General features: G+C 70.8%; 19 protein-coding genes. 16 read left to right on the top strand and 3 right to left on the bottom strand.

Translation table 11 applies throughout. The features are described 5' to 3' along the window. Window positions 1-75: 75 nt before the first annotated feature. On the bottom strand, window positions 76-1,230 hold the full coding sequence (locus tag KBO27_RS29300) for a trans-sulfuration enzyme family protein (RefSeq protein WP_210973082.1): 1,155 nt from the start codon (window positions 1,228-1,230) through the stop codon (window positions 76-78). Window positions 1,231-1,458: 228 nt separating this feature from the next. On the opposite strand from KBO27_RS29300, the gene KBO27_RS34725 reads away from it, so the two are divergent. The 3 genes from KBO27_RS34725 (at window position 1,459) to KBO27_RS29285 (ending at window position 4,472) form a co-directional block, all read left to right on the top strand. Then, window positions 1,459-2,304, top strand: a complete 846-nt coding sequence (locus KBO27_RS34725) for a M23 family metallopeptidase (RefSeq protein ID WP_307870685.1) — start codon at window positions 1,459-1,461, stop codon at window positions 2,302-2,304. Between the two features lie 306 nt (window positions 2,305-2,610). After that, a complete protein-coding gene (locus KBO27_RS29290; protein WP_210973081.1) occupies window positions 2,611-3,423 on the top strand; it encodes an SLATT domain-containing protein in 813 nt (270 codons plus the stop codon). A 164-nt stretch (window positions 3,424-3,587) separates the two neighbouring features. Beyond that, entirely contained in the window at window positions 3,588-4,472 is an 885-nt protein-coding gene (locus KBO27_RS29285) for a hypothetical protein (protein WP_210973080.1), read from the top strand. Window positions 4,473-4,664: 192 nt separating this feature from the next. Here KBO27_RS29285 and KBO27_RS29280 read toward each other — a convergent pair whose 3' ends face one another. After that, window positions 4,665-7,247 carry a PEP/pyruvate-binding domain-containing protein gene (locus tag KBO27_RS29280; protein ID WP_307870684.1) on the bottom strand — a complete coding sequence of 861 codons (2,583 nt, stop codon included), beginning with the start codon at window positions 7,245-7,247 and terminating at the stop codon, window positions 4,665-4,667. Between the two features lie 105 nt (window positions 7,248-7,352). On the opposite strand from KBO27_RS29280, the gene KBO27_RS29275 reads away from it, so the two are divergent. Further along, window positions 7,353-7,610 (top strand): hypothetical protein, encoded by a 258-nt coding sequence (locus KBO27_RS29275; RefSeq protein WP_210973079.1) that lies wholly within the window; start codon window positions 7,353-7,355, stop codon window positions 7,608-7,610. 136 nt (window positions 7,611-7,746) lie between these two features. On the opposite strand, the gene KBO27_RS29270 is transcribed toward KBO27_RS29275, so the two are convergent. Beyond that, the gene (locus KBO27_RS29270; protein ID WP_132674525.1) at window positions 7,747-8,235 is read right to left on the bottom strand and encodes an inorganic diphosphatase; all 489 of its coding nucleotides are present in this window, start codon (window positions 8,233-8,235) and stop codon (window positions 7,747-7,749) included. 147 nt (window positions 8,236-8,382) lie between these two features. Here KBO27_RS29270 and dacB point away from each other — a divergent pair, with 147 nt between their 5' ends. The 12 genes from dacB (at window position 8,383) to KBO27_RS29210 (ending at window position 22,019) form a co-directional block, all read left to right on the top strand. Continuing rightward, complete coding sequence (gene dacB / locus KBO27_RS34470; protein ID WP_210973078.1) at window positions 8,383-11,205, top strand: D-alanyl-D-alanine carboxypeptidase/D-alanyl-D-alanine endopeptidase; 2,823 nt, start codon at window positions 8,383-8,385, stop codon at window positions 11,203-11,205. A 108-nt stretch (window positions 11,206-11,313) separates the two neighbouring features. Further along, the gene (locus tag KBO27_RS29260; protein WP_210973077.1) at window positions 11,314-12,420 is read left to right on the top strand and encodes an Rv3626c family coenzyme F420 biosynthesis-associated protein; all 1,107 of its coding nucleotides are present in this window, start codon (window positions 11,314-11,316) and stop codon (window positions 12,418-12,420) included. Between the two features lie 44 nt (window positions 12,421-12,464). Continuing rightward, complete coding sequence (gene tilS / locus KBO27_RS29255; protein WP_210973076.1) at window positions 12,465-13,451, top strand: tRNA lysidine(34) synthetase TilS; 987 nt, start codon at window positions 12,465-12,467, stop codon at window positions 13,449-13,451. Window positions 13,452-13,527: 76 nt separating this feature from the next. Beyond that, the gene (gene hpt / locus KBO27_RS29250; protein WP_210973075.1) at window positions 13,528-14,079 is read left to right on the top strand and encodes a hypoxanthine phosphoribosyltransferase; all 552 of its coding nucleotides are present in this window, start codon (window positions 13,528-13,530) and stop codon (window positions 14,077-14,079) included. 201 nt (window positions 14,080-14,280) lie between these two features. Further along, a complete protein-coding gene (gene ftsH / locus KBO27_RS29245; protein ID WP_210973074.1) occupies window positions 14,281-16,560 on the top strand; it encodes an ATP-dependent zinc metalloprotease FtsH in 2,280 nt (759 codons plus the stop codon). An 81-nt stretch (window positions 16,561-16,641) separates the two neighbouring features. After that, window positions 16,642-17,253, top strand: coding sequence for a GTP cyclohydrolase I FolE (gene folE / locus KBO27_RS29240; RefSeq protein ID WP_235876739.1), 612 nt, complete (start codon window positions 16,642-16,644; stop codon window positions 17,251-17,253). After that, window positions 17,253-18,101, top strand: a complete 849-nt coding sequence (gene folP / locus KBO27_RS29235) for a dihydropteroate synthase (protein WP_210973073.1) — start codon at window positions 17,253-17,255, stop codon at window positions 18,099-18,101. The genes folE and folP overlap by 1 nt, the downstream gene beginning before the upstream one ends. After that, complete coding sequence (gene folB / locus KBO27_RS29230; RefSeq protein ID WP_210973072.1) at window positions 18,094-18,483, top strand: dihydroneopterin aldolase; 390 nt, start codon at window positions 18,094-18,096, stop codon at window positions 18,481-18,483. Before folP ends, folB begins: the two co-directional genes overlap by 8 nt. Then, window positions 18,480-18,974, top strand: a complete 495-nt coding sequence (gene folK, locus KBO27_RS29225; protein WP_210973071.1) for a 2-amino-4-hydroxy-6-hydroxymethyldihydropteridine diphosphokinase — start codon at window positions 18,480-18,482, stop codon at window positions 18,972-18,974. The genes folB and folK overlap by 4 nt, the downstream gene beginning before the upstream one ends. Window positions 18,975-19,303: 329 nt before the next feature. Then, window positions 19,304-19,765, top strand: coding sequence for a DUF3180 domain-containing protein (locus tag KBO27_RS29220; RefSeq protein WP_210973070.1), 462 nt, complete (start codon window positions 19,304-19,306; stop codon window positions 19,763-19,765). 118 nt (window positions 19,766-19,883) lie between these two features. Beyond that, window positions 19,884-20,705: a DUF6779 domain-containing protein gene (locus tag KBO27_RS29215; protein ID WP_246538346.1), complete on the top strand. Its 822-nt coding sequence runs from the start codon at window positions 19,884-19,886 to the stop codon at window positions 20,703-20,705. Between the two features lie 81 nt (window positions 20,706-20,786). Next, window positions 20,787-22,019, top strand: a complete 1,233-nt coding sequence (locus KBO27_RS29210; protein ID WP_307870682.1) for a PrsW family intramembrane metalloprotease — start codon at window positions 20,787-20,789, stop codon at window positions 22,017-22,019. Window positions 22,020-22,036 lie beyond the last annotated feature (17 nt).

Here is a 22,036-nt window from a genome sequence, read left to right as displayed (position 1 = left end):
AACGAACTTACCCAGCGCCATCGGGCGAAGCCGCCATCTGCGACAACTTGCCAACGGGGCTGATCAAGCGATCTTTCACGACGCCGCGAGGGCTCGTTCGAAGTCGTCGATGAGGTCTTCGGAGGCCTCCACGCCGACGCTGATCCGGATCAGGTCGTCGGTGACTCCCAGGGCGAGCCGGTCCTGCGGACTCATGCCCGCGTGGGAGGTGACGGCCGGTCGCGTGATCAGCGACTCCACCCCGCCGAGGCTGGGCGCGTCGAACGGCAGCCGCAGCGCGTCGATGAGCTTCTGCGCCGCCGCGACCCCGCCCGCCGGGCGGATGCTGAGCATGCCGCCGAAGCCGTCGAACAGCTCCGCGGCGCGGGCGTGGTCGGGGTGGGAGTCCAGGCCCGGGTGGTTGACCTGCTCGATCTCGGGCCGCGCTGCGAGGAACTCGGCCAGCCGCAACGCGTTCTCGTTCTGCGCGCGCACCCGCAGCGCCAGCGTCTTCAAGCCCCTGGCCAGCAGGAACCCGGCGTGCGGGTCGAGGCTGCCGCCGAAGTGGTTGGCGGTGGTGCGGGCTCGCTCGACGTGCTCGGCGCCTCCGACGATCGCGCCGGCCACGATGTCGGAGTGCCCGTTGAGGTACTTCGTCGCGCTGTGCAGCACCAGGTCGAAACCGGCGGTCAGCGGGCGGAAGTTCACCGGTGTGGCGAAGGTGTTGTCGATCAGGCCGACCAGCCCGTTCGCCCGCGCGAACTCCGCGACCTCGGGCAGCCTGCCGACCCTGACCAGCGGGTTCGTGATGCTCTCGACCAGCACCGCCTTGGTCTTCGGGGTGCGCGCGGCCTCCCAGGTGTCGGGGCGGTGCGGGTCGATGAAGGTGTAGCTCCAGCCGAAGTCGGCGGCGTGGTGGGTGAGGAAGTCGTGCGTGCCGCCGTAGAGGCAGTCGCCGACCAGCAGGTGGTCGCCGCTGCGCAGGACGCTGTGCAGCGCGGTGGAGATCGCGGCCATCCCGGACGCGGTGGCCAGCCCCGCTTCGGCGCCCTCCAGGGCGGCGAGCTTGTCGTGCAGGTAGGACTGCGACGGGGTCGAGTTCAACCGGATGTAGCGCAGGTCGTGGTAGTCGGTTCCGCTCGGCACCGAGTACACCGTGCCCTGGTAGATCGGGTACACCACCGACCCCTCGGGGCCCGGTCGGCGTTCGCCGCCGTGCACCGCCAGCGTCTCGATGCGGTCCTCGTCCATGCTCGACCCCTCCCGTTTCGACCTGCTCGTCAGCCTAGGAACGCGTCGACGCGCCGGAAAGCCCACCGGCTTTGACCTGATCGGGTGACTCTCGGTCGGGTGGTAAGCCGTTCCGGGCGCTGAACCGGAAACTCATTCACCGCCGTGCACCCTCCGTGGCCCCTCCCCGGACCGGGCGGGACGGGTGCCGCACCGTTCACCGGGAATCGCGACCACAGTGGACTCTGGGTGCTCGAATCGATTCTTGTGGTGGACGCGCGGAGCGGTCCACCCATTGACGATGAACACAAGTCGAGGGTCGGAGATCGATTATTTGGGAATGCGCTGAATGCGGCGCTCGGCTCCAATCTTTTTCGGGCTGCCCCGACGCCGGATGAATTCGTCCGGCGTATGCCAACAGGATTCACCGAGCCGGAGGCGCAGAACGCCGACGGTGCCAGGAGTGAAAACACAATGGCATTGCGAAAAAGACCCGTATTCAATGATGTTCTCGGTTTCCTGCTCACCGCCGGGCTCTGCGCCGGTGGAATAACCGCAGCGACGGTCGCTGTGCAGGATGCCCACCCCGAGCGGAATATCCCGGCCGTGCGCGAGGTCGCGCACACCACGGCCCTACCCCCGATCGAATCCGGACCACCAGCTCGCCGACCCGCCCCCTGGCTGGCCCCGACGCGCGGGGTGATCAGCAGCGGGTTCGAGATGCGGTGGGGCGAGATGCACAAGGGCGTCGACATCGCCAACGACGTCGGCACACCCATCAGGGCCGCATCCGCGGGCACGGTCATCGATTCCGGCCCCGCCAGCGGGTACGGGCTGTGGATCAGGATCGCGCATCCCAACGACACCGTTTCCACCTACGGCCACATCGATTCGGCCTACGTTCCGGTGGGTCACAAGGTGCAATCCGGTGATCTCATCGCCGCGATGGGCAACCGCGGTCAATCCACCGGGCCGCACTTGCACTTCCAGATCGAGATCAAAGGCCAAGCGGTCGACCCGGTCTCGTTCTACGGAGAGCCGCGGTTGCTGACCGATTGGCCCACGGAACAAAAGCAGGAGCGGCCAGCGCGTTAACCCTGTTGACGTAGCTCCAGCGCATCGGCGCGCCGCCGGAACACCGTTCTGCCACCCGGTTGAACGGTGATCCGGCGGCGCTGCCACAGTGTCCTGACCCGGAACCGCCCAGCACTCTCCGGCATCGCGCCACTCACTGTTATCACTGCCGGGTATTGCGGGGTTCGCGGCGTTCGAGGCCAGCGGTGATCACTCGGCGCAGTCGATGATGGACCTAAAGGACCAGTCGAGAGTCACCCTCCTGGCCGATTGTCGTGGAACTCCGGGAGCTACTTCGATCGCACTAACGCGCTGGAAGGACATGTGATGGAGCGAGTGGATACGGCCGGGATCGTCGGCGGTGGGGTGCTCGCCGAGGACCGCCAGCAGGGGGACTGGGAGCGTCGGATCGCCCAGCGCTCCGAGGAGCTCTACCGGGAGCGCATCGTGCAGCGGCTGCTGCTCGCGTGGGCCGTCCCGGGAAACCTGCTGCTCGCCGCAGTGGGGGCCACGCTGCTGGCGTTATCGGCCTCGGTGGTGCCCGCCGCGGTGACGTTCGTGATCGTCGCCGCGTCCGCGGGCGTGGCGGCGGTCTACGTCTACCGGCAGCACTTTAAGGTTCGCGCGGTGGACACCGACCTGCGCGCGCTCGAAAGCGCGCACCGCGACATGCTGCTGGACGAACTGGGGACCGGCGACCTGCTCGACGCGCACCGGCGCTACCGGGCGCAGCTGCCGGAGCTGATCGAGCGCTACCGGCACGAGGCGCGCAGCGACCGCTGGAAGGACAGCGCGCTGCAGGCCGTCGTCATCGGCGGATCGATCGTCGCCGCCACGGCGACCGCGACCGCCGCCGCGGTCCCGGAGATCCGCTGGTTCGCCATCGGGCTGAGCCTGCTGGTGGCGGTCTCCGCGGCGTACGCGGGCTACACCAAGCACCGCGACCGCGCCGCCTCCTGGCAGGAGACCGCCGACGCGCTGGAGCGCGAGTACGAGTCCGTGGAACTGCGAGTGGGGCGCTACCGCCGATTCGGTTCCGAGCGCGAGGCGTACGCCGAATTCGCCGAAGCCGTCGAGGCTTTGCGCGCCGAACGGGCCCGACGGTTGCCGTCGGGAGTCAACGACGGGCTCATGCAGTAATCAAGATCGGTGGGCTATCCCTCGATCGTGAAAAGAATGCCGCGCATGGCGATCACAGGTTGTTGATATTTCCTACTGACGTGATCGCTGAATAGTGTCAGGTGCTTCTTCCGTAATCTCCGCCGGGCGCACAGGACTCGGCCTGTGCAGAGAGGAGCATTGCGATGAAGCGCACCTTTACCGCGGCGGCCGCCGTTCTGGTCGGTGGCGCCGGCGCCGTCGGCTTCGCGGCCACGGCCACAGCTGCCGAGACCCCGCAGCTGCCGGCATCGCTGCCCACCGACAACGGCGTGGCGAACACCGCGTTCCACGCCGCCGGAACCCTCGCCTCGGCGCAGAAGACCGTCGGTGACGTGGTTCCGCTCGAAGAGCACCTCACCGGTCGCTCGGGCGACCCGGTCAGCCAGGTCGTCGGCGGCACCCCCGCCGCGGGCCTGCTCAAGCCGGTCGTCGAGGCGGTGCAGAACGCCAGCACCGGCCACACCCACAACCTCAACCCGGCCTCCGCGCTCGACGAGGCCCCGCTCCCGGTCGGTTCCACGCTGCCCGCGGGCAAGAGCGGACTGCCCGGTCTCGACGCCGTCGGCCCGGTGAGCGACGTCCTCGGAGGCCTTCCGGTCGGTTCCACGCTGCCCGTCGGCAAGAGCGGACTGCCCGGTCTCGACGCCCTCGGTCCGGTGAGCGACGTCCTCGGAGGCCTTCCGGTCGCCGATGCGCTGCCCGTCGGCAAGAGCGGTGCCGCCGACGCCCTGCCCACCACCCTGACCGGCACCCTGCACCAGGTCACCCAGGCCCCGCAGACCAAGCCCGGCCAGCTGCCCACCAACGTCGTCGGCGACACGGTCAGCAACGTGACCCAGAGCAACACCGAGCTCGGTGGCGCTCCGCTGCCGACCGGCAAGAGCGACCCGGTCAGCGGCCTGGTCGGCGGAGTTCCCGTCGTCAGCGACGTCCAGGGCCTGACCGGCAAGACCGGTTCCCCGCTGGACAAGGTCAACGACGTCGTCTCCCACGGCCCGCTCGGCTCCACCACCCAGCTCGGCAACTGACATCCCCGACCCTGACCGCCCGTCGACGGGCCGGCACAACCCCAACCCGCCGGCCGCACCGGGCGAAAGGCCCCCGACGCAACCAGATTCACGCCTCGCCACACCCCTCCCGGCGAGGGCGTGACCAAAAGGGCGGTGCGCGCTTCCCGGCGCGCACCGCCCTTTTCGCACGAGTGGCCACCCGGCGGGGTTTCACAGCTCGACGACGCCCGCCGAACCGTTGACGGTGATGGTCTGGCCGTCGGTGATGCGCGTGATGGCGTCGGGAACCCCGACCACAGCGGGGATCCCGTACTCGCGGGCGACGGTGGCGCCGTGGGAGTTGGGTCCGCCCATCTCCATGACCAGCCCGGAGGCGGTCAGGAACAGCGGCGTCCAGCCCGGGTCGGTGGACGGGGCGACGAGGACGTCGCCCGGGGAGAGCCGGGCGTTCGCGGGGTCGCGGACGACCCTGGCGATCCCGGTGACGGTGCCCGCCGAGGCGGACGTGCCGCGCAGCGCGTTCCCGCTCGCGGTTGTGGCCAGCAGGGTTTCGGGCTCGGTGCCGTCGGAGAGCAGCAGCCTGGGCAGGTGCTTGCGGCGCAGCTCGCGCTCGTGGGTCGCCCGCCGGGCGGCGATCAGCTCGCGGTGGTCGAAGCCGTCGATCATCTCCGAGAGTTCCTCGTAATCCAGGAAGAACACGTCCGACGGGTCGGAAATGCGCTCAGCGGAGGCGAGCTCGTCGCCGATGTGGCGAAGGTGTCCCCGCGCGGCGGCGATCCCGAGGACGGCGCAGTACTTCGGCAGTTCGCGCATCCCCGCCAGCCGGCGGACCCGGTCGAGCAGGAAGTTCGCTAGCCCGGCGTGCACCCGGTTGGGCAGCCGGGACACGATCTCGCTGGCCTGCACCACGGCCTCTTCGGCGCGCTGCCGGAAGCGCTCTCCCGCGTCGTGCCCGGCTTCGCCGGTCCGCGCGTAGTTCTCCACCAGCGCCAGCACCTGGCCGGGTTCCTCCGACCAGCGCGGCACTCCCGCGTCGATCTCACCCGCCGTGCGATGTCCGTGCCTGGCCAGGAAGTCGTCGAGCGCGCGGAGCACGTCGGTGGGCAGCGCCCGGTCCCGGTAGTGGGCGGGGAGGTCGGCGACCTCCGGGCCGATGCGCTGCGCGATGGCCCACAGCTCCAGGTCCATCTCGGTGGTCACGTTGTGGGGGATTCCCGACAGGACCACGTGGATCTCCGCCTCGGTCGCGCGGACCAGCGTCGGCAGCAGTCGGCTGAGCAGCAGGATCGGCATCATCCGGGGAGCCACCCACGCCATGCGCGGGGCGGTGCTCCGCAGCAGCGCGTGCCTGGCCGTGTCCAGTCGTTCTCGCGCGGTCCTCGGTTCGGGCGAGGCGAGCTCGGCGCGGAGCTCGTCGACCCGGCGGAACGCCTCGGCGCGTGCGCGTGCGGGATCGCGCAGGACCCCGGCGAACAGCAGCGGAATCCGGTTGCGCGCGAGGAGAAGCCCGAACGCGCGCAGCGTTCGCGCCGTCGCGCCGGGCTTGCGCGGCAGCCGGGGATCGTCGAGCAGGGACTCGTAGACGCGGCCGGTGCGCGCCTCCGCGGCCGCCATCAACCGGGGCAGCAGTGCGCGGCCGACCCGGTTCCCGGTGGTGCCGGTGATGTCGAGGAACAGCCACCCGTCGACGGGTCGGAACGGCGCCGGCCGCGCACCCGGTGCGGGCAGACCGAGTTCGCGCAGCACGCCGGTGGCCAGCAGCCCCAGCGTCGCCACGCCCATCGGTGTCAGCGGCCGGTAGACGCCCTGCGCGACGTTGACCGACAGGTACATCCGCAGCCCGTCCTCGGTTTCGGCGGGCAGCGGGAACAGCGTGGTGATCGGCCGCGACTGGGTCAGCCACACGCCGTCGGCGCCGATCGCCCACTCCAGGTCCTGCGGGGCGCCGTAGTGCCGCGACACCTCCCGGCCGAGCTCGGCGAGTTCCCGGGCCTGCTCGTCGCTGATCGACGGGGCCGCCGAGTCCTGGGCGACGGTCTCCACGCCGCCGCTGGCGACCGCGCGCACGCGGGTGGTCTTGTCGCCGAGTCGCTTGGTGACCCGGTCGCCGGACACCACGAAGTGGTCCGGGGAGACCGCACCGGAGACCACTGATTCGCCGAGCCCGGTGTTGGCGTCGATCACGCAGTCCCCCCGGTTCCCGGTGACGGGGTCGGCGGTGAACAGCACCCCGGCGGCGCTCGCGTCGACCATCTCCTGCACGACGACGGCGAGCCGCACCGAGGAGTGATCGATCCCGTTCGCCTCGCGGTAGGAGAGGGCGCGGTCGGTCCACAGCGAGGCCCAGCAGCGGCGGACCGCGTCCAGCAGCGCTTCGGCGCCGATGACGTTGAGGTAGGTGTCCTGCTGGCCCGCGAAGCTCGCGTCGGGCAGGTCCTCGGCGGTCGCCGAGGAGCGCACCGCGACCGGTCCCGAGCCGAGCTCGGCGTAGGCGTCGGTGATCGCGGTGGCCAGTCCCGGTGGGAGAGCGGTGGCGGTGATCCGGTCGCGGATCTTCGGCGCTGACGCCGGCAGCCCGTCGAGCAGGTCCGCGACTCGGCAGACCTCCTCGTAGGCGGCGGTGGTGATCACGAAGCCGGGCGGCACCCGGAACCCGGCACCGATCAGCTCGCCGAGGTTGGCGGCCTTGCCGCCGACCACCTCGCCCGTTCCCGCGCGGACCTCGTCGAGTCGCAGCACCGGCACGGCGACCACCTCCTCGTGCGTCAGCTCGAAGATAACTCCGCCGCGCACGTGAAATCAACACACGTTGAATTTGGGGCCATCAGGGTGATCTCCGGCCGCGACGTCATCATGATCTCGCCGAACGGGCATCCCTTCCTCGGAGGAAGGAGTGCGATGACGTGGCTGATGGTGGCCGTGGCGGGAGTCGCGGCCGTGGGAGTGGCGCGGTGGCTGCGGCGGCGCCTGGCGCGCCGGCGCGCGGTGGCGCGCGCGAAGGTCGAGTTGAACTGGTTCTACCAACCGCAGGAGCGGCGGCCCTACGTCCGGGGCTGTGGAAAACACGCGTCGCCCGACCCCGTGGTGCTGCTGCGGCGGTTCGACGGCTCGCCCCTGGGGAGTGTGCCCCGACCTGCGAGAACGCGGCACCGATGAGCGTTCTTCCCCAGGTTGTCCCCAGTTGTCCACAGGGGTGGGGAGAACTGTCCACAGCTGTGGAGAACTCCTCTGACACGAAAAGACCCTCCACGCGTCCGCGAGGAGGGTCTTCCGGTGTTGCCCAGGAACGGCGTCAGTGGCCGGCTTCCTTGGCGCGCTCGTACGACTTCTTGATCTCGGCTTGTGCCTCGGCACGGCCGACCCACGTGGCGCCCTCCACGCTCTTGCCCGGCTCCAGGTCCTTGTACACCTCGAAGAAGTGCTGGATCTCCAGCCTGTAGAACTCGGACAGGTGGTGGATGTCCTGCAGGTGCTCCTGACGCGGGTCGTCCGAAGGAACGCAGATGACCTTGTCGTCGCCGCCCTTCTCGTCGCGCATGCGGAACATGCCGATGGCGCGCGACTTGATCAGGCAACCCGGGAAGGTCGGCTCCTGGACCAGCACCAGCGCGTCCAACGGGTCGCCGTCCTCACCCAGGGTGTCGTCGACGAACCCGTAGTCGGCCGGGTACTGCGTGGCGGTGAACAACGTCCGGTCGAGACGGATACGGCCCGTCTCGTGGTCCACCTCGTACTTGTTCCGGTTCCCCTTGGGGATCTCGATCGTGACGTCGAAGTCCACGCGGTTCCTCACTCGTCTTGCGTCGGATGCAGTCCGCACGCTCGCGCGCGCGACCACGTCTAGTGTGGACCACGCTCGGCGCCCTGGCCCCACCGCAGTGCGAGAGCTCGCAATCTGGCAGTCTGACCTCCAGTCGAGGAGGAGCACGTGCCCGAACCCCAGAACACCCGGGGTGAGGTGTCCGAAACCGACGTCCAAGCGGCCTCGCCGGGCGAGGAAGACCGGCCGCGCACCGCTGCGCCGTCCCCGGATCGAGCTGCTGAGACGTCGGAGAACACCCCGCCCGCAAGCAACCCGGCGGAGCGCCAGGTGAGCACCGAAGTCGGCGACGCCGCCGGAACCGACGCAGCCGAACCCGATGCGGGCAAGAGCGGTTCGAGCGCACCCGATTCTGGGACCAAGACCACATCCGCCGATGCGCCCACCGCCACCGTCCGGGTCGCGGGGAGCCTCTTCGGCGACGACTCCGAGGGCAACGGCGCCGGCAGCACCGCGAAGCTCGCCAAGGCCGACGTCAAGAGCTCCGTCGCCGAGACGCAGAAGCTCACCAAGCCCGCGGCCACCGATGCCGGAACCGGCGAGGAAGCCGCGACCGCAGCGGAATCCGGGGACGAAACCGCTGATCAGGAAGGCCCTGCAGAGGCTTCTGCCCAGGACGGGTCGGACGAAGAACCGGCCGTTCAGGAGCAGCCGTCGGACACGACTGCTCAGGACCAGCAGTCGGAGACGACAACCGAGGACACGACCGAGGACGCGGTCTCCGAGGACGAGGCTTCCCAGGACGAGGAAGCTGACGGCGAGACCTCCCGGGACGAGGCCTCCGAAGAGCCGACCGAGCCGGAGTCGGCGCAGGAGGACGAAGCGGCCGAGGGCGAAGCGGAAGCGTCGACGGAGACCTCCGCTTCCCAGGCCGAGCCCGAACCCGCCGAAGACGAGGTCGCACCCGCCTCCGACGACTCGGCGACGTCGGAGGAAGAAGGAACCTCCCCCGACGTCGTCGAGGACGAGAAGACCGAGGCAGCGCCGGAGCCCGCGTCGTCCGAAGTGGAGCCCGAGTGGCCCGCCGAGCAGACGCAGATGTTCGCCGCGATCCCCGCCGAGGCGCCCGAGGAGAAGCCGGCGGCCGAGCCGGAGGAACGTCCGGCGGAGAAGACGCAGCAGATCTCGCGGGCCGCGCTCGACGAAGCGCTGGCCGCGCCCGGTGGCAAGCAGGAGCCGCCGGAGTCCGCCGCCGAGCAGACCAGCCGCATCGACCTCAAGGACCTGCGGGCATCCGCTCCGCCGGAGTCCTCGGCCGAGCAGACGCAGTGGATCGACCGGATCGACGTCGACGTCGCGCGCACCGCTTCCGCCTCGGACTTCGCGGGCCTCGCCGTCCCGCAGGCCGACCCGACGGTCGGCATCGCGCCGCCCGCGCCGGGACCGCAGGCGCAGCAGCCGCCGCAGGCCCGGCAGTCCTACGCGCGGCCGGAGGACTTCGCGGGGATCGCGACGCCGCAGGCGCCGTACCAGCCCGAGGACACCACCGACCCGTTCGCCTCGCGCGCCGTGCCGCAGCACATCCCGTCGCAGGAGCAGCCGGGCGGGACGAAGACCGCCCGCAAGGGACGCGGCCCGCTGATCGGCATCGCGATCGCCCTGGTCGTGCTGCTGGGAGCCGGTGTCGCGTTCGGTCCGTCGCTGGTCGACGCGCTGAGCAAGGCGCAGATCGCCGACCCGCCCGCACCGGTCCGGCTCGACCCCGAGATCAAGCCGCTGGGGCAGAACGCGCCCGTGCCGTCGCAGTCCGGGCTCAGCGCCGCGCTGGCCGGTCCGGCGTCCGCCCCGGCGCTGGGCACGCTCGGTGGCGTCGTCATGGACGCCCGCACCGGCGACGTGCTGTGGCAGCAGAACCCCGCTCAGCCGCTGATGCCGGCCTCGACCGGGAAGCTGCTGGCGATGAGCGCGGCCCTGCTGACGCTCGACCACGACGCACGCCTGACGACCAAGGTCGTGCGCGGGAACCAGCCGGGCACGGTGGTCCTCGTCGGCGGCGGTGACCTGACGCTGTCCTCGCTGTCCGGCGACCAGGAGTCGGTGTACCCGGGCGCGGCGAAGCTGGACGATCTGGTGTCGCAGGTCAAGGCCGCCTCCGGCGGGAACGTGAACACGGTGCTGGTCGACACGAGCCGCTACCGGGGACCGGCCGCGGCCTCCGGGTGGCTGCCGCAGGACGTCGCCGCCGGGTTCCACGCGCCGATGGAGCCGGTGATGCTCGACGGCGGTCGGGCGAATCCGAAGGAGGACTACAGCCCGCGCGCTCCCACTCCCGCGCTGCAGGCCGCTCAGGAGCTGGCGAAGCGGCTGGGCGGCGCGACCGCGGCGCAGGGCACCGCCCCGGCCAACGCGCAGGTGCTCGGTCAGGTCCACTCCGCGCCGGTGAGCGAGCTGGTCGAGAACGTCCTGCTGCACTCCGACAACCTCCTGGCCGAGGCGCTGACCCGCGAGGTCGCCATCGCCACCGGCAAGGAGCCGTCGTTCGCCGGTGGGACGAAGGCGGTCTTCGAGGTGCTGCAGCGCCACGGCTTCGACATCAGCGGAACTCTGATGGCCGACGCCAGCGGTCTGTCCATGGACGACCGAATCCCGCCGCGGCTGCTCGGGCAGCTGATGCTCAGGGCGACCGCACCGGCCGGACCGGACGGCGTGCTGCCGGAGTCCTCGGCGAAGCTGCGCGCCCTGCTCCCGGGCATGCCCATCGCGGGCGGCAGCGGCAGCCTCGTCGACCGGTACCAGGGCACTCCCGGCCAGGGATGGGTGCGCGCCAAGACCGGCACGCTCGACGGGGCGAACAGCCTGGCCGGATCCGTGGTCACCCGGGACGGTCGACTTCTGGTCTTCGCGATGATGTCCAACGGCACCCTGGCAGGGCCCGCCCGCCCGGCTCTCGACGACTTGGTGGAGACCCTGCGCAGCTGCGGCTGCCGCTAGGTCGTCGACCGGGCGCCGCGCCTGTTCAGGGAAAAGTCCGCTCACCTTCCGGTACCTGACCAGTTCCGCAAGGTGACCACCGGCCATTTTGGAAGTACGGTCGGTGATGTGAACGCCCGACCCGCCACCCTGCCGTCGTCCGCCGAGGCGCCTCGGGCGCTGGACTGGAACGTCGCCGTGGGCACCGCCGTCCGGTTGATGAAGCCGGGGCCCGAGGTCCCGCGAGCCGAAGCGGGGCGGGCGGTCCGTTCGCTGCGGCGCTTCAGCGTCGACGCCGAAACGCACGTCCGCGAGACGACCGGACTGGGGCTGGACCTGCCGATCGCCGAAGGCGACGTGGTGGACCGGCCGGACTGGGTGCGCGGTGCGGCCTTCGGCCTGGCCGAGCTGACCGGGGCCGCGCTGTCGGCCGCGGACTCGGTGCCGCCGCGCGGTGGCGAGCTGCTGGGCGAGATCAGCGCGCGCAGCGCCGGCGTGCAGGCCGGGGTGGTGCTGGCCTACCTGGGCGGCAAGGTCCTCGGCCAGTTCGACCCCTACGGCGAGTCCCGCGTCGAGGGCCAGCGCGGGCGGTTGCTGCTGGTGGCGCCGAACATCGTGGCCGCGCAGCAGTCGCTGGGCGTGCCGGCGGACGACTTCCTGATGTGGGTCTGCCTGCACGAGTCGACGCACCGGTTGCAGTTCAACGCCGTGCCGTGGCTGCGCGAGCACTTCGCGGCGAGCCTCGGACGGCTCCTCTCGCAGATGGAGGGCGGCTCCGCCGAGCTGCTGACCAGGTTGCCGAACGTGGTGCGCGAGGCCCGCTCGGCTCGCCGCGCCGAATCCAGCCCGGGGATGCTCGGCGTCCTCGAACTCCTGCAATCACCGGAGCAGCGCGCCGCGCTGGACCGGATCATCGCGATCTCCACGCTGCTGGAGGGCCACGCCGACCACGTCATGGACGCCGTGGGGCCGCAGGTCGTGCCCAGCGTGGGCACCATCCGCCAGCGCTTCACCGACCGCCGCAACGGCGGTGGTCTGCTCGACCGCATCCTGCGCAGCCTGCTCGGCGTGGACGCCAAGATCCGCCAGTACGCCCAGGGTGCTGCGTTCACCGACCACGTCGTGGGCCGGATCGGCATGGCCGACTTCAACGCCGTCTGGGCGCACCCGGACAACCTCCCGACCAGGGCGGAGATCACCGCCCCGGACACCTGGATCCGCCGGGTCCACGGCTGACGGGCCTCCCGCGCGGATCCGGGCCGGGTGGGGAGAATCGGAGGATGCCGCCTGAGCCCGTCGTGAGCGAGACCCGGACCGCCGTGCGGCGGCTGCTGGAATCCGCGGAGGCGGCTCCGTTCAAGGGCGCGCCTCTGGTGGTGGCCTGCTCCGGCGGAGCGGACTCGCTGGCCTTGGCCGCTGCCGTCGCGCACGTGTCGCGCCGGATCGGGGCGAGCGCGCAGGCGATCGTGGTGAACCACGGCCTGCAGGTGGGCTCCGACGTGGTCGCCGAGCGGGCCGTGGAGCAGCTGGCCGGCCTCGGTCTTCCCGCGCAGGTCGTGGAGGTCGACGTGGACGGCATGGGCGGTCTGGAGGCGGCGGCGCGCAAGGCGCGATACGCGGCGCTGCGGGCCGAGCGCCCGAGCGATTCGCTTGTGCTGCTCGGCCACACCCTCGACGACCAGGCGGAAACGGTGCTGCTGGGGCTCGGCCGCGGTTCCGGGCCGCGCTCGATCGCCGGGATGCGCCCGCTGGACCCGCCGTGGGCCCGCCCGTTCCTCAACGTCCGCCGGACGAGCACCGAGGCCGCCTGCCGGGCTCAGGGCCTCGAACCCTGGCACGACCCGCACAACGCCGATGCCCGCTTCACCCGTGTGCGGTTGCGCACAGAGGTGCTGCCGCTGCTGGAAGACGCGTTGCAGGGCGGGGTCGCGGAGGCGCTGGCCCGCACCGCCCGCCAGCTGCGGGAGGACTCCGACGCGCTGGAGGCCGTCGCCGCGGCCGAGCTCTCCCGCGTCCGCGCCGATCACGGCCTGGATTGCGAGCGGTTGCGGCTGCTCCCGGCAGCGGTCCGGCGGCGCGTGCTGCGGGACTGGCTCCGATCCGAGGGGGTGCCCGAAATGACTGATGCGCACCTGCGCTCCGCCGACGCGCTCATCGCCGAGTGGCGGGGTCAAGGCGGTCCTGCGCTGCCGGGCGACTTTGTGCTGCGCCGGGCGCATGGCAGGCTGCGGGTGGAGACGGCGGACCGCAAGCCGCCGAATGGCTGAGGGTGCACCGGCACGATCGTCGGGGCGGGTCTCCGGCTTGGGGAATTGTTGATCCGACAAGAGGGGAAGCCGAGCCGTGTACGACGGCGATATCGCTTCTGTGCTCATCACCGAGCAGCAGATCAAGGACAAGGTCGCGGAGCTGGCCAAGCAGGTCGACGAGGACTACCAGCAGGGCGGTGATCTGCTGCTGGTCGGAGTGCTCAAGGGCGCGGTGATGTTCATGACCGACTTCGCCCGCGCGCTGCCGCAGCCCGCGCAGCTGGAGTTCATGGCGGTCAGCTCGTACGGCTCGTCGACGTCCTCGTCCGGCGTGGTGCGCATTCTCAAGGACCTCGACCGCGACATCGCGGGCAAGCACGTGCTGATCGTCGAGGACATCATCGACTCCGGCCTGACGCTGTCCTGGCTGCTCAAGAACCTGCGGTCGCGCAACCCCGCGTCGCTGGGGGTCTGCACGCTGCTGCGCAAGCCCGACGCCGTGCAGGTGGACGTGCCCGTGCGCTACGTCGGTTTCGACATCCCGAACGAGTTCGTCGTGGGCTACGGTCTCGACTACGCAGAGCGCTATCGTGATCTGCCTTATATCGGAACGCTCGACCCCAAGGTCTACACCTCAGGCGTGTGAGGCGGGGATTTCGATCGTCCCGCCCGCTTCGGGCGGGGCGATCCTAGTAGGCTGGGCGCCCTGTGCTGGGCGCGGCATGGTCGTGCCCGCGCATCGGCCGGTACGCTGGTCTGAAGGGGTTGATGGCGGGTGTTCGCATCGGGCGCCGTCACCCGAAGTAACAGTCAGGGAGGGTCGAGGCCGCCCGTCGGCCGCAAGTGAATGGACCGAAAGCGCCTGCTCCGCAACCCGCTGCTGTGGATCCTGACAGCGTTTCTGTTGATCTACGCGTTCAGCGTGCTCTTCGACGAGACTCGTGCCTACCGCGAAGTCTCCACCTCGCAGGCCCTGGAACAGATCGCCCAGGGCAAGGTCAAAGAAGCGACCATCGAGGACAAGGAGCAGCGGGTCCGGCTGACCCTCAACGACGGCCAGAACTTCCAGGGCAGCAACCAGCTGATCGCGAACTACCCCGCCGGTGCCACCGAGCAGGTGGTCGGCGAGATTCGCAACTCCCAGGTGCCCACCTGGAACACCAAGGTCACCCAGGACTCGTTCTGGGTGCAGATGCTCTTCTACCTCGTCCCCATCGGCCTGCTCGTGCTGCTGCTGATGTGGATGATGAACAACGTGCAGGGCGGCGGGAACCGCGTCCTGAACTTCGGCAAGTCCAAGGCCAAGCAGCTCACCAAGGACATGCCCAAGACGCTGTTCGGCGACGTCGCCGGCGCCGATGAGGCCGTCGAGGAACTGCACGAGATCAAGGACTTCCTGCAGAACCCGGGCCGCTACCAGGCCCTCGGCGCGAAGATCCCCAAGGGCGTGCTGCTCTACGGCCCGCCCGGTACCGGTAAGACGCTGCTGGCCCGCGCGGTCGCAGGTGAGGCCGGGGTGCCGTTCTACTCGATCTCCGGTTCGGACTTCGTCGAGATGTTCGTCGGTGTCGGTGCCTCCCGAGTCCGCGACCTGTTCGAGCAGGCCAAGCAGAACGCGCCGTGCATCATCTTCGTCGACGAGATCGACGCGGTCGGCCGCCAGCGCGGCGCCGGCCTCGGCGGCGGTCACGACGAGCGCGAGCAGACGCTGAACCAGCTCCTCGTCGAGATGGACGGCTTCGACTCGCGCGGCGGCATCATCCTGATCGCCGCCACCAACCGCCCGGACATCCTGGACCCGGCGCTGCTGCGTCCGGGCCGCTTCGACCGGCAGATCCCGGTCTCGGCGCCGGACCTGCGGGGCCGCAAGGCGATCCTGGGCGTGCACTCCAAGGGCAAGCCGCTGGCCCAGGACGTCGACATGGACGGGCTCGCCAAGCGCACGGTCGGCTTCTCCGGTGCCGACCTGGAGAACGTGGTCAACGAGGCCGCGCTGCTCACCGCCCGCGAGAACGGCCAGCTGATCAACGCCGCCGCGATGGAAGAGGCGGTGGACCGCGTCGTCGGCGGCCCGCGCCGCAAGAGCAAGATCATCTCGGAGCGGGACAAGAAGATCACCGCCTATCACGAGGGCGGACACGCTCTCGCCGCGTGGGCGATGCCCGACCTGGAGCCGGTCTACAAGCTCACCATCCTGCCGCGCGGCCGCACCGGTGGTCACGCGCTCGTCGTCCCCGAGGACGACAAGGACATGATGACCCGCTCGGAGATGATCGGTCGGCTGGTGTTCGCGCTCGGCGGCCGCTCCGCGGAGGAGCTCGTGTTCCACGAGCCGACCACCGGCGCTTCCAGCGACATCGAGCAGGCGACCAAGATCGCCCGCGCGATGGTCACCGAGTACGGCATGACCGCCCGGCTGGGCGCGGTCAAGTACGGCAAGGAGGAGGGCGACCCGTTCCTGGGTCGCACCGCCGGCCAGCAGCCGAACTACTCGCTGGAGGTCGCGCACGAGATCGACGAGGAGGTGCGCCGGCTGATCGAGGCCGCGCACACCGAGGCGTGGGAGGTGCTCAACACCTACCGCGACGTGCTCGACGACCTCGTGCTGGAGCTCATCGAGAAGGAGACGCTCAACCGCAAGGACCTGGAGCGGGTCTTCTCGCGGGTCGAGAAGCGGCCGCGGATCACCGCGTTCAACGACTTCGGCGGGCGCACCCCGTCGGAGAAGCCGCCGGTCAAGACCCCGGGTGAACTGGCCAAGGAGCGCGGCGAGCCGTGGCCCCCGGTCGTGGAGGAGCCGACCCCGGCGCCTTCGCAGAACGTCCAGAACGGGACGCCTGCTCCGGCTCAGGAGCAGACCCCGGCGGGCGCGGGCGCCAACCAGGGCACGGTGCAGATCCAGCAGCCGCAGTCGGGCCAGCAGGTTCCCTCCGCGGTGCCGCCGAACTACGGTGCACCACCTGGATGGACCCCGGCGACCAACCCGTCCGGTTCGAACTACAACTGGACGCCCTCCTGGGAGCGCGGCGGTCAGCAGTCGTCCGAGCAGCAGGGTGAATCGCAGTCCGAGCGGCCCGAGGGCCAGGACTCGGGCAGGGAGAACGGCAGCGGCAACAACGGCCGCTGATACTGGCGGGCGCAGCGCCCGCCAGGGCGCTGCCAAAGCCAGTGGAGGAAAGCAACAGTGACCAGTGCGGTCGACGAGCCGATCGGGGCGGGGGACTCCCGCCCCGACGGCTCTTCCCACCTTCCACAGTTCGACCAGGCGCGCGCCGAGGCCGCGATCCGGGAACTGCTCATCGCAGCCGGTGAGGACCCCGAGCGCGACGGCCTGAGGGAGACGCCGCAGCGCGTCGCCCGCGCGTACCAGGAACTGTTCGCGGGGCTCTACACCGATCCGGACGAGGTCTTGGACAAGACCTTCGACGAGGCCCACGAAGAGCTCGTCCTGGTGCGCGACATCCCGGTGTACTCGCAGTGCGAGCACCACCTGCTGCCGTTCCACGGCACCGCGCACATCGGCTACATCCCCAACTCGCAGGGCCGGGTGACCGGGCTGTCCAAGCTGGCCCGCCTGGTCGACCTCTACGCCAAGCGCCCGCAGGTGCAGGAGCGGCTGACCTCGCAGGTCGCCGACGCCCTGGTGCGCAGGCTGGAGCCGCGCGGCGTGATCGTGGTGATCGACGCCGAGCACCTGTGCATGGGCATGCGCGGGGTGCGCAAGGCCGGTTCGACGACCACGACGTCGGCGGTGCGCGGCATCTTCCGCAGTTCGGCTTCGTCCCGCTCCGAGGCGTTGTCGCTGATCAGGGGGCGTTGATGCACCCGAAGCTGCCGAACCCGGCGCGCTGCGCGGTGATGGGCATCCTCAACGTCACGCCGGACTCGTTCTCCGACGGCGGGCGCTACCTGGACCGCGCGGCGGCGGTGGCGCACGGCGTCGAGATGCACCGGCTGGGCGCGGACATCATCGACGTGGGCGGTGAGTCCACCCGGCCCGGTTCGGAGCGCGTGGACGCCGCCACCGAGATCGAGCGGGTGCTGCCCGTCGTGCGCGAGCTGGTCGCGGCGGGCGTGCCGGTCAGCGTGGACACCACGCGCGCCAAGGTCGCCGCGGCGACCGCGGGAGCGGGTGCCGCGGTGATCAACGACGTCTCCGGCGGCCTCGCCGACCCGGAGATGGCCCACGTCGCGGCCGACACCGGACTGCCGTGGGTGCTGATGCACTGGCGGGGCCACAGCAAGAACATGAACGCCCTCGCCGAGTACGGCGACGTGGTCGCCGACGTGCGCGAGGAGCTGCTGCGGCAGGTCGACGTGGCCGTGCGCGCGGGGGTCGCCGAGGAGGCGATCGTGCTGGACCCGGGCTTGGGCTTCGCCAAGACCGGCAGGCACGACTGGCAGCTGCTGCAGAACCTCGACGGCCTCGTCGACGCGGGCTTCCCGGTCCTGGTGGGCGCTTCCCGCAAGCGGTTCCTGGGTGCGCTGCTGGCCGATGACGACGGCACGCCGCGCCCGCCTGAAGGCCGCGAGACGGCCACGGCCGTGGTCTCGGCGCTGTCCGCCGACAGGGGAGCGTGGGGTGTGCGGGTGCACGACGTGCGGCGCTCGCTGGACGCGGTGGCGGTGACCGCCGCCTGGCGGAGCGGAGGCGAGTGCGTTGGCTGACCGGATCACGTTGACGGGCCTGCAGGTCCGCGGCAACCACGGCGTGTTCGACCACGAGAAGCGGGACGGCCAGGACTTCGTGGTCGACATCACCGTCTGGCTCGACCTGGGCGACGCCGCGGCGACCGACGACCTCACCAAGACGCTGCACTACGGCGAGCTCGCCGAGATGGCCGCCGGGATCGTCGGCGGCGAGTCGCGCGACCTCATCGAGACGGTGGCCGGCGAGATCGCCGACGAGGTGATGAAGGACGAGCGGGCCTACGCCGTCGAGGTCACGCTGCACAAACCGCACGCGCCGATCCCGCTGTCCTTCGCCGACGTCGCGGTCACGATCCGCCGCTCGCGCCGCGGTGGCCGCGGCACCGTGGTGCCGGCGTGAGCCGAGCGGTCCTGTCCCTCGGCTCGAACCTCGGTGACCGGCTGCGCTACCTGCGGTTGGCCGTCGAGGGCTTCGCCGACGAGCTGGTGGCGGCCTCGCCGGTCTACGAGACCGCGCCGTGGGGCGTCACCGATCAGCCGGACTTCCTCAACGCGGTCCTCATCGTCGAGTCCCCGGACGTCGACGAGTGGGGCTGGCTCCGCCGGGCCCAGGCCCTGGAGCAGCAGGCCGAACGCATCCGGGAGCAGCGCTGGGGACCGCGCACCCTCGACGTCGACGTGGTGGTGGTCGACGAGGTCCGCAGCGACCACCCGGACCTCCTCCTCCCGCACCCGGGAACCCCCGCCCGAGCCACGGTCCTCATCCCCTGGCTCGCGCTGGACCCCGAAGCCCACCTCCCGGGCCACGGCCCCGTGGCCGACCTCCTGGCCGCCCTCCCGGACTCGGACCGCAACGACGTCCACCTGAGAGACGACCTCACCCTCCACTAGGGACGCACCTCCCGCAGGGGCACCACGCCCGCTCCGCAGAGGCCGCCCCAGCCCTCACGTGCTGTCCCAGATCTCAATGGAAATCCGGTCACCGATTTCAGTGGAAGTTCGGTCACCGATTTCAGTGGAAGTTCGGTCCCCGGCTTCAGTGGAAGTCCGGTCCGCGGTCTCCGTGCGCATTCGGTCCCCCGATTTCAGTGGAAGTCCGACTCCCGATCTCAGTGGAGATCCGGGTTCCGACTTCCACTGAAATCCGGGTCCTGGGGAGGCGACCGCCGGGTTGGGGGAGGTGGGATGCTGGTGGGGTGTCTCCGCGAAGCACTGAGCAGATGACGTTCACCAAGCCCGGGCAGTTGGTGGCCGCGGGGTTGGTGGCGGCCGTGGTGATCTTCCTGCTCTGCCAGCTGATGTACGGGGAGCTGCCGCCTCTGCCGTTGCTGGCGGGGGCGACGCTGTTGCTGATCGCCGCGGTGGACGTGGTGCTGGCGGCGGTGTTGCGGCCTCGCGTGCGGCGCAAGCCCGGGGTCGAGCCGGTCGAGGCGCTGACGGCGGCGCGGGCCGTGGCGCTGGCGAAGGCGTCGTCGCTGGCCGGGGCGATCATGGCCGGTGTCTGGATCGGACTCCTGGCGCACCTGCTGCCGATGATGAGCTCGGTGGACGCCGCGCGGTCGGACACCTTCGCCGCCGTCGTCGGGTTGGTCAGCGCCGGGGCGCTGATCGGCGCGGGACTGTGGCTGGAGCACTGCCTGCGCAATCCCGATGAGCCGGATGATCCTCACGAGGACGAGTGAAACCGCCCACCCGATGGGCTGTTCGGAGCAGTCACCGTTCCGCTGCTGCGAGCAACGTGCGAACGGTTCGGCGCACCTTCAGATCTCGAACTGGTAACCGCCTTGTACGGTGGGCGCCATGTCCGAGCGCGGCACTACCGAGACCGACCCCGGCAACGGGCGATCCACCCTCCTGTGGGGCGGTGCGCTCGTGCTCGCGGCGGCCGCCACGTCGCTGCTGGTCCTCAGCAACGACGCCCGGATGCTCCGCCTCGGGTTGATCGCCGCGCTGTGGGCCGCGCTGCTGGGCGCGTTCGCGGTGGCGCGGTTGCGGCACCGGGTCCTGGAGAGCGAGCAGGCCGCCGCCGATCGGCAGCGGATCTACGAGCTGGAGCTGGAGCGCGAGATCGCCGCGCGGCGCGAGTACGAGCTGGAAGCCCAGGCGGAGGCCCGGCGCCGGGCGTCGGAGGAGTCCGACGGTCAGATCCGCGCGTTGCAGGCCGAGCTGGCGAAGTTGCGGACGACGCTGGAGCAGGTGATCGGCGGTGACGTGCTCTTCGAGCGGGTCGCGCTGCGCGCCGAGTCCACTCGGGTGCGTTCGCTCGGCGAGCGCCCGCAGGGCGAGACGCAGCTCGTCCAGCACCGCCCGCAGCGGCCGAAGACGATCCAGCAGCCGGTCCAGCAGCAGCCCGCCCCGACGCCGGCCGCGGCCAAGACGGACGTGATGGCCCGGCTGTCCGGCGAGGTCCCGCTCGAGCAGCCGAAGCCGCAGGCCCCGAAACCGCAGATGTCCCAGGCCTTCCCGAGTCGCCCGGGACCGCAGCGCCCGGATCGCACGGCCTACGAGAAGCCGAGCCCCGACCCGGCGGGCGCGCACACCGCGGGCACGTCGGTCAACGACCTCCTCGCCGCGTACGGCGGCAGCGCCGACGGCCAGCCCCGCCGCCGTCGCCGCTCGTGAGTTCCCCGGCGGACAACGGTCAGGGGAACAAAAGCAGAACCATTCGGTCAGTCGCGGATCCGGTTCTCTAGGGTCTGGGGCGTGTCGAGTCATGATCACGCGGAGCCGGTCGCTGACGTCTCCCGCGCGCGCCGGTTGCAGAGCCGCAAGCACCACGCCGTCGGCTGGCCGATCGCCGGCTTGATCCTGCTCGGGATGATCGGGCTGATCATGCTGGGGATCACGACGTCCAAGGTCGGTGCGCTGCCAGCCGTGTTCGGCGCGGTCGCCGCGCTGCTGCCGGTCGGTGTCGTGGTGGCCGCGACGGTCTGGATCGACCGCTGGGAGCCCGAGCCGCCGATGCTGATGGTCGGCGCGTTCCTGTGGGGCGCGGGCGGTGCGACGGCCTGCTCGCTGCTGCTCAACAACACCTCGCAGTCGGTGGCGAACCTGCTGCTGGGCCAGGCCGATCACAAGTTCTTCCTGACCGCGGTGATCGGGCCGCTGGTGGAGGAGGCCGCCAAGGCCGTGTTCGTGGTGGGCCTGTGGATGCGCCGCCGCGCCGAGTTCAACGGTCTGGTCGACGGCATCGTCTACGCGTCGCTGACCGCCGCCGGTTTCGCCTTCACCGAGAACATCCTCTACTTCGGCAAGGCCTTCGCCGACGGCGGCGTGACCGGGGGAGCGGTCGTGGCGCTGTTCGTGCTGCGCGGGGTGCTGGCGCCGTTCTCGCACCCGCTGTTCACCGCGATGTTCGGCATCGCCGTCGGTTTCGCGTGGGGCGCTCGCACCCGGCTCAAGCAGCTGGGCTGGCTGATCGCCGGCTACCTGGTGGCGGTGCTGCTGCACGCGGTGTGGAACTCGGCGACGTTCCTCGGTGGGGCCGGTTTCATCAACGTCTACTTCTTGATCATGGTGCCGGTGTTCCTCGGCACGCTCGCGCTGATCGTGTGGCAGCGCAAGCGGGAGCAGCGCATCGTCATCGCGCAGCTGCCGAAGCTGGAGCGGGCCGGGCTCGTCGCGCGCAGCGAGATCGACCTGCTGGCGAGCCTGACCGGCAGGCAGGGCTGGCTGCGCAAGGTCAAGCGGCACGCGGGAAGTCAGGCCGCGAAGTCGGTGCGCGACTACCAGATCGCGGTCACCGAGCTGGCGTTCCTGCAGCACCGCTCGGAGGCGGGCCGCACCACCAGCGCCGCTCGCCGCGCCCGCCGGGAGAAGCTGATCGCCGACCTCAAGCAGGCCCGCCGCTCGGCGGCAGGGCGCCAGGAGGCCATCCAGACCGCGAGGATCAACATCGACGAGCTGACCCGCCGAGTCCCGAAGCCGCGCGGGTGAGCGGGCTCGTTCGCGTG

The organism is Saccharopolyspora endophytica (genome assembly GCF_018070075.1).
In the GTDB taxonomy this organism is placed as follows: domain Bacteria; phylum Actinomycetota; class Actinomycetes; order Mycobacteriales; family Pseudonocardiaceae; genus Saccharopolyspora; species Saccharopolyspora endophytica.
This window is presented reverse-complemented; position numbering and strand designations above follow the sequence as displayed.

Excerpts from the sequence above, each read along its gene's own strand:
- KBO27_RS29300 (WP_210973082.1), bottom strand. The coding sequence starts at position 1,230 with ATGGACGAGGACCGCATCGAGACGCTGGCGGTGCACGGCGGCGAACGC.
- KBO27_RS29290 (WP_210973081.1), top strand. The coding sequence starts at position 2,611 with ATGGAGCGAGTGGATACGGCCGGGATCGTCGGCGGTGGGGTGCTCGCC.
- KBO27_RS29285 (WP_210973080.1), top strand. The coding sequence starts at position 3,588 with ATGAAGCGCACCTTTACCGCGGCGGCCGCCGTTCTGGTCGGTGGCGCC.
- KBO27_RS29275 (WP_210973079.1), top strand. The coding sequence starts at position 7,353 with ATGACGTGGCTGATGGTGGCCGTGGCGGGAGTCGCGGCCGTGGGAGTG.
- tilS (WP_210973076.1), top strand. The coding sequence starts at position 12,465 with ATGCCGCCTGAGCCCGTCGTGAGCGAGACCCGGACCGCCGTGCGGCGG.
- ftsH (WP_210973074.1), top strand. The coding sequence starts at position 14,281 with ATGGACCGAAAGCGCCTGCTCCGCAACCCGCTGCTGTGGATCCTGACA.
- folP (WP_210973073.1), top strand. The coding sequence starts at position 17,253 with ATGCACCCGAAGCTGCCGAACCCGGCGCGCTGCGCGGTGATGGGCATC.
- KBO27_RS29220 (WP_210973070.1), top strand. The coding sequence starts at position 19,304 with ATGACGTTCACCAAGCCCGGGCAGTTGGTGGCCGCGGGGTTGGTGGCG.
- KBO27_RS29215 (WP_246538346.1), top strand. The coding sequence starts at position 19,884 with ATGTCCGAGCGCGGCACTACCGAGACCGACCCCGGCAACGGGCGATCC.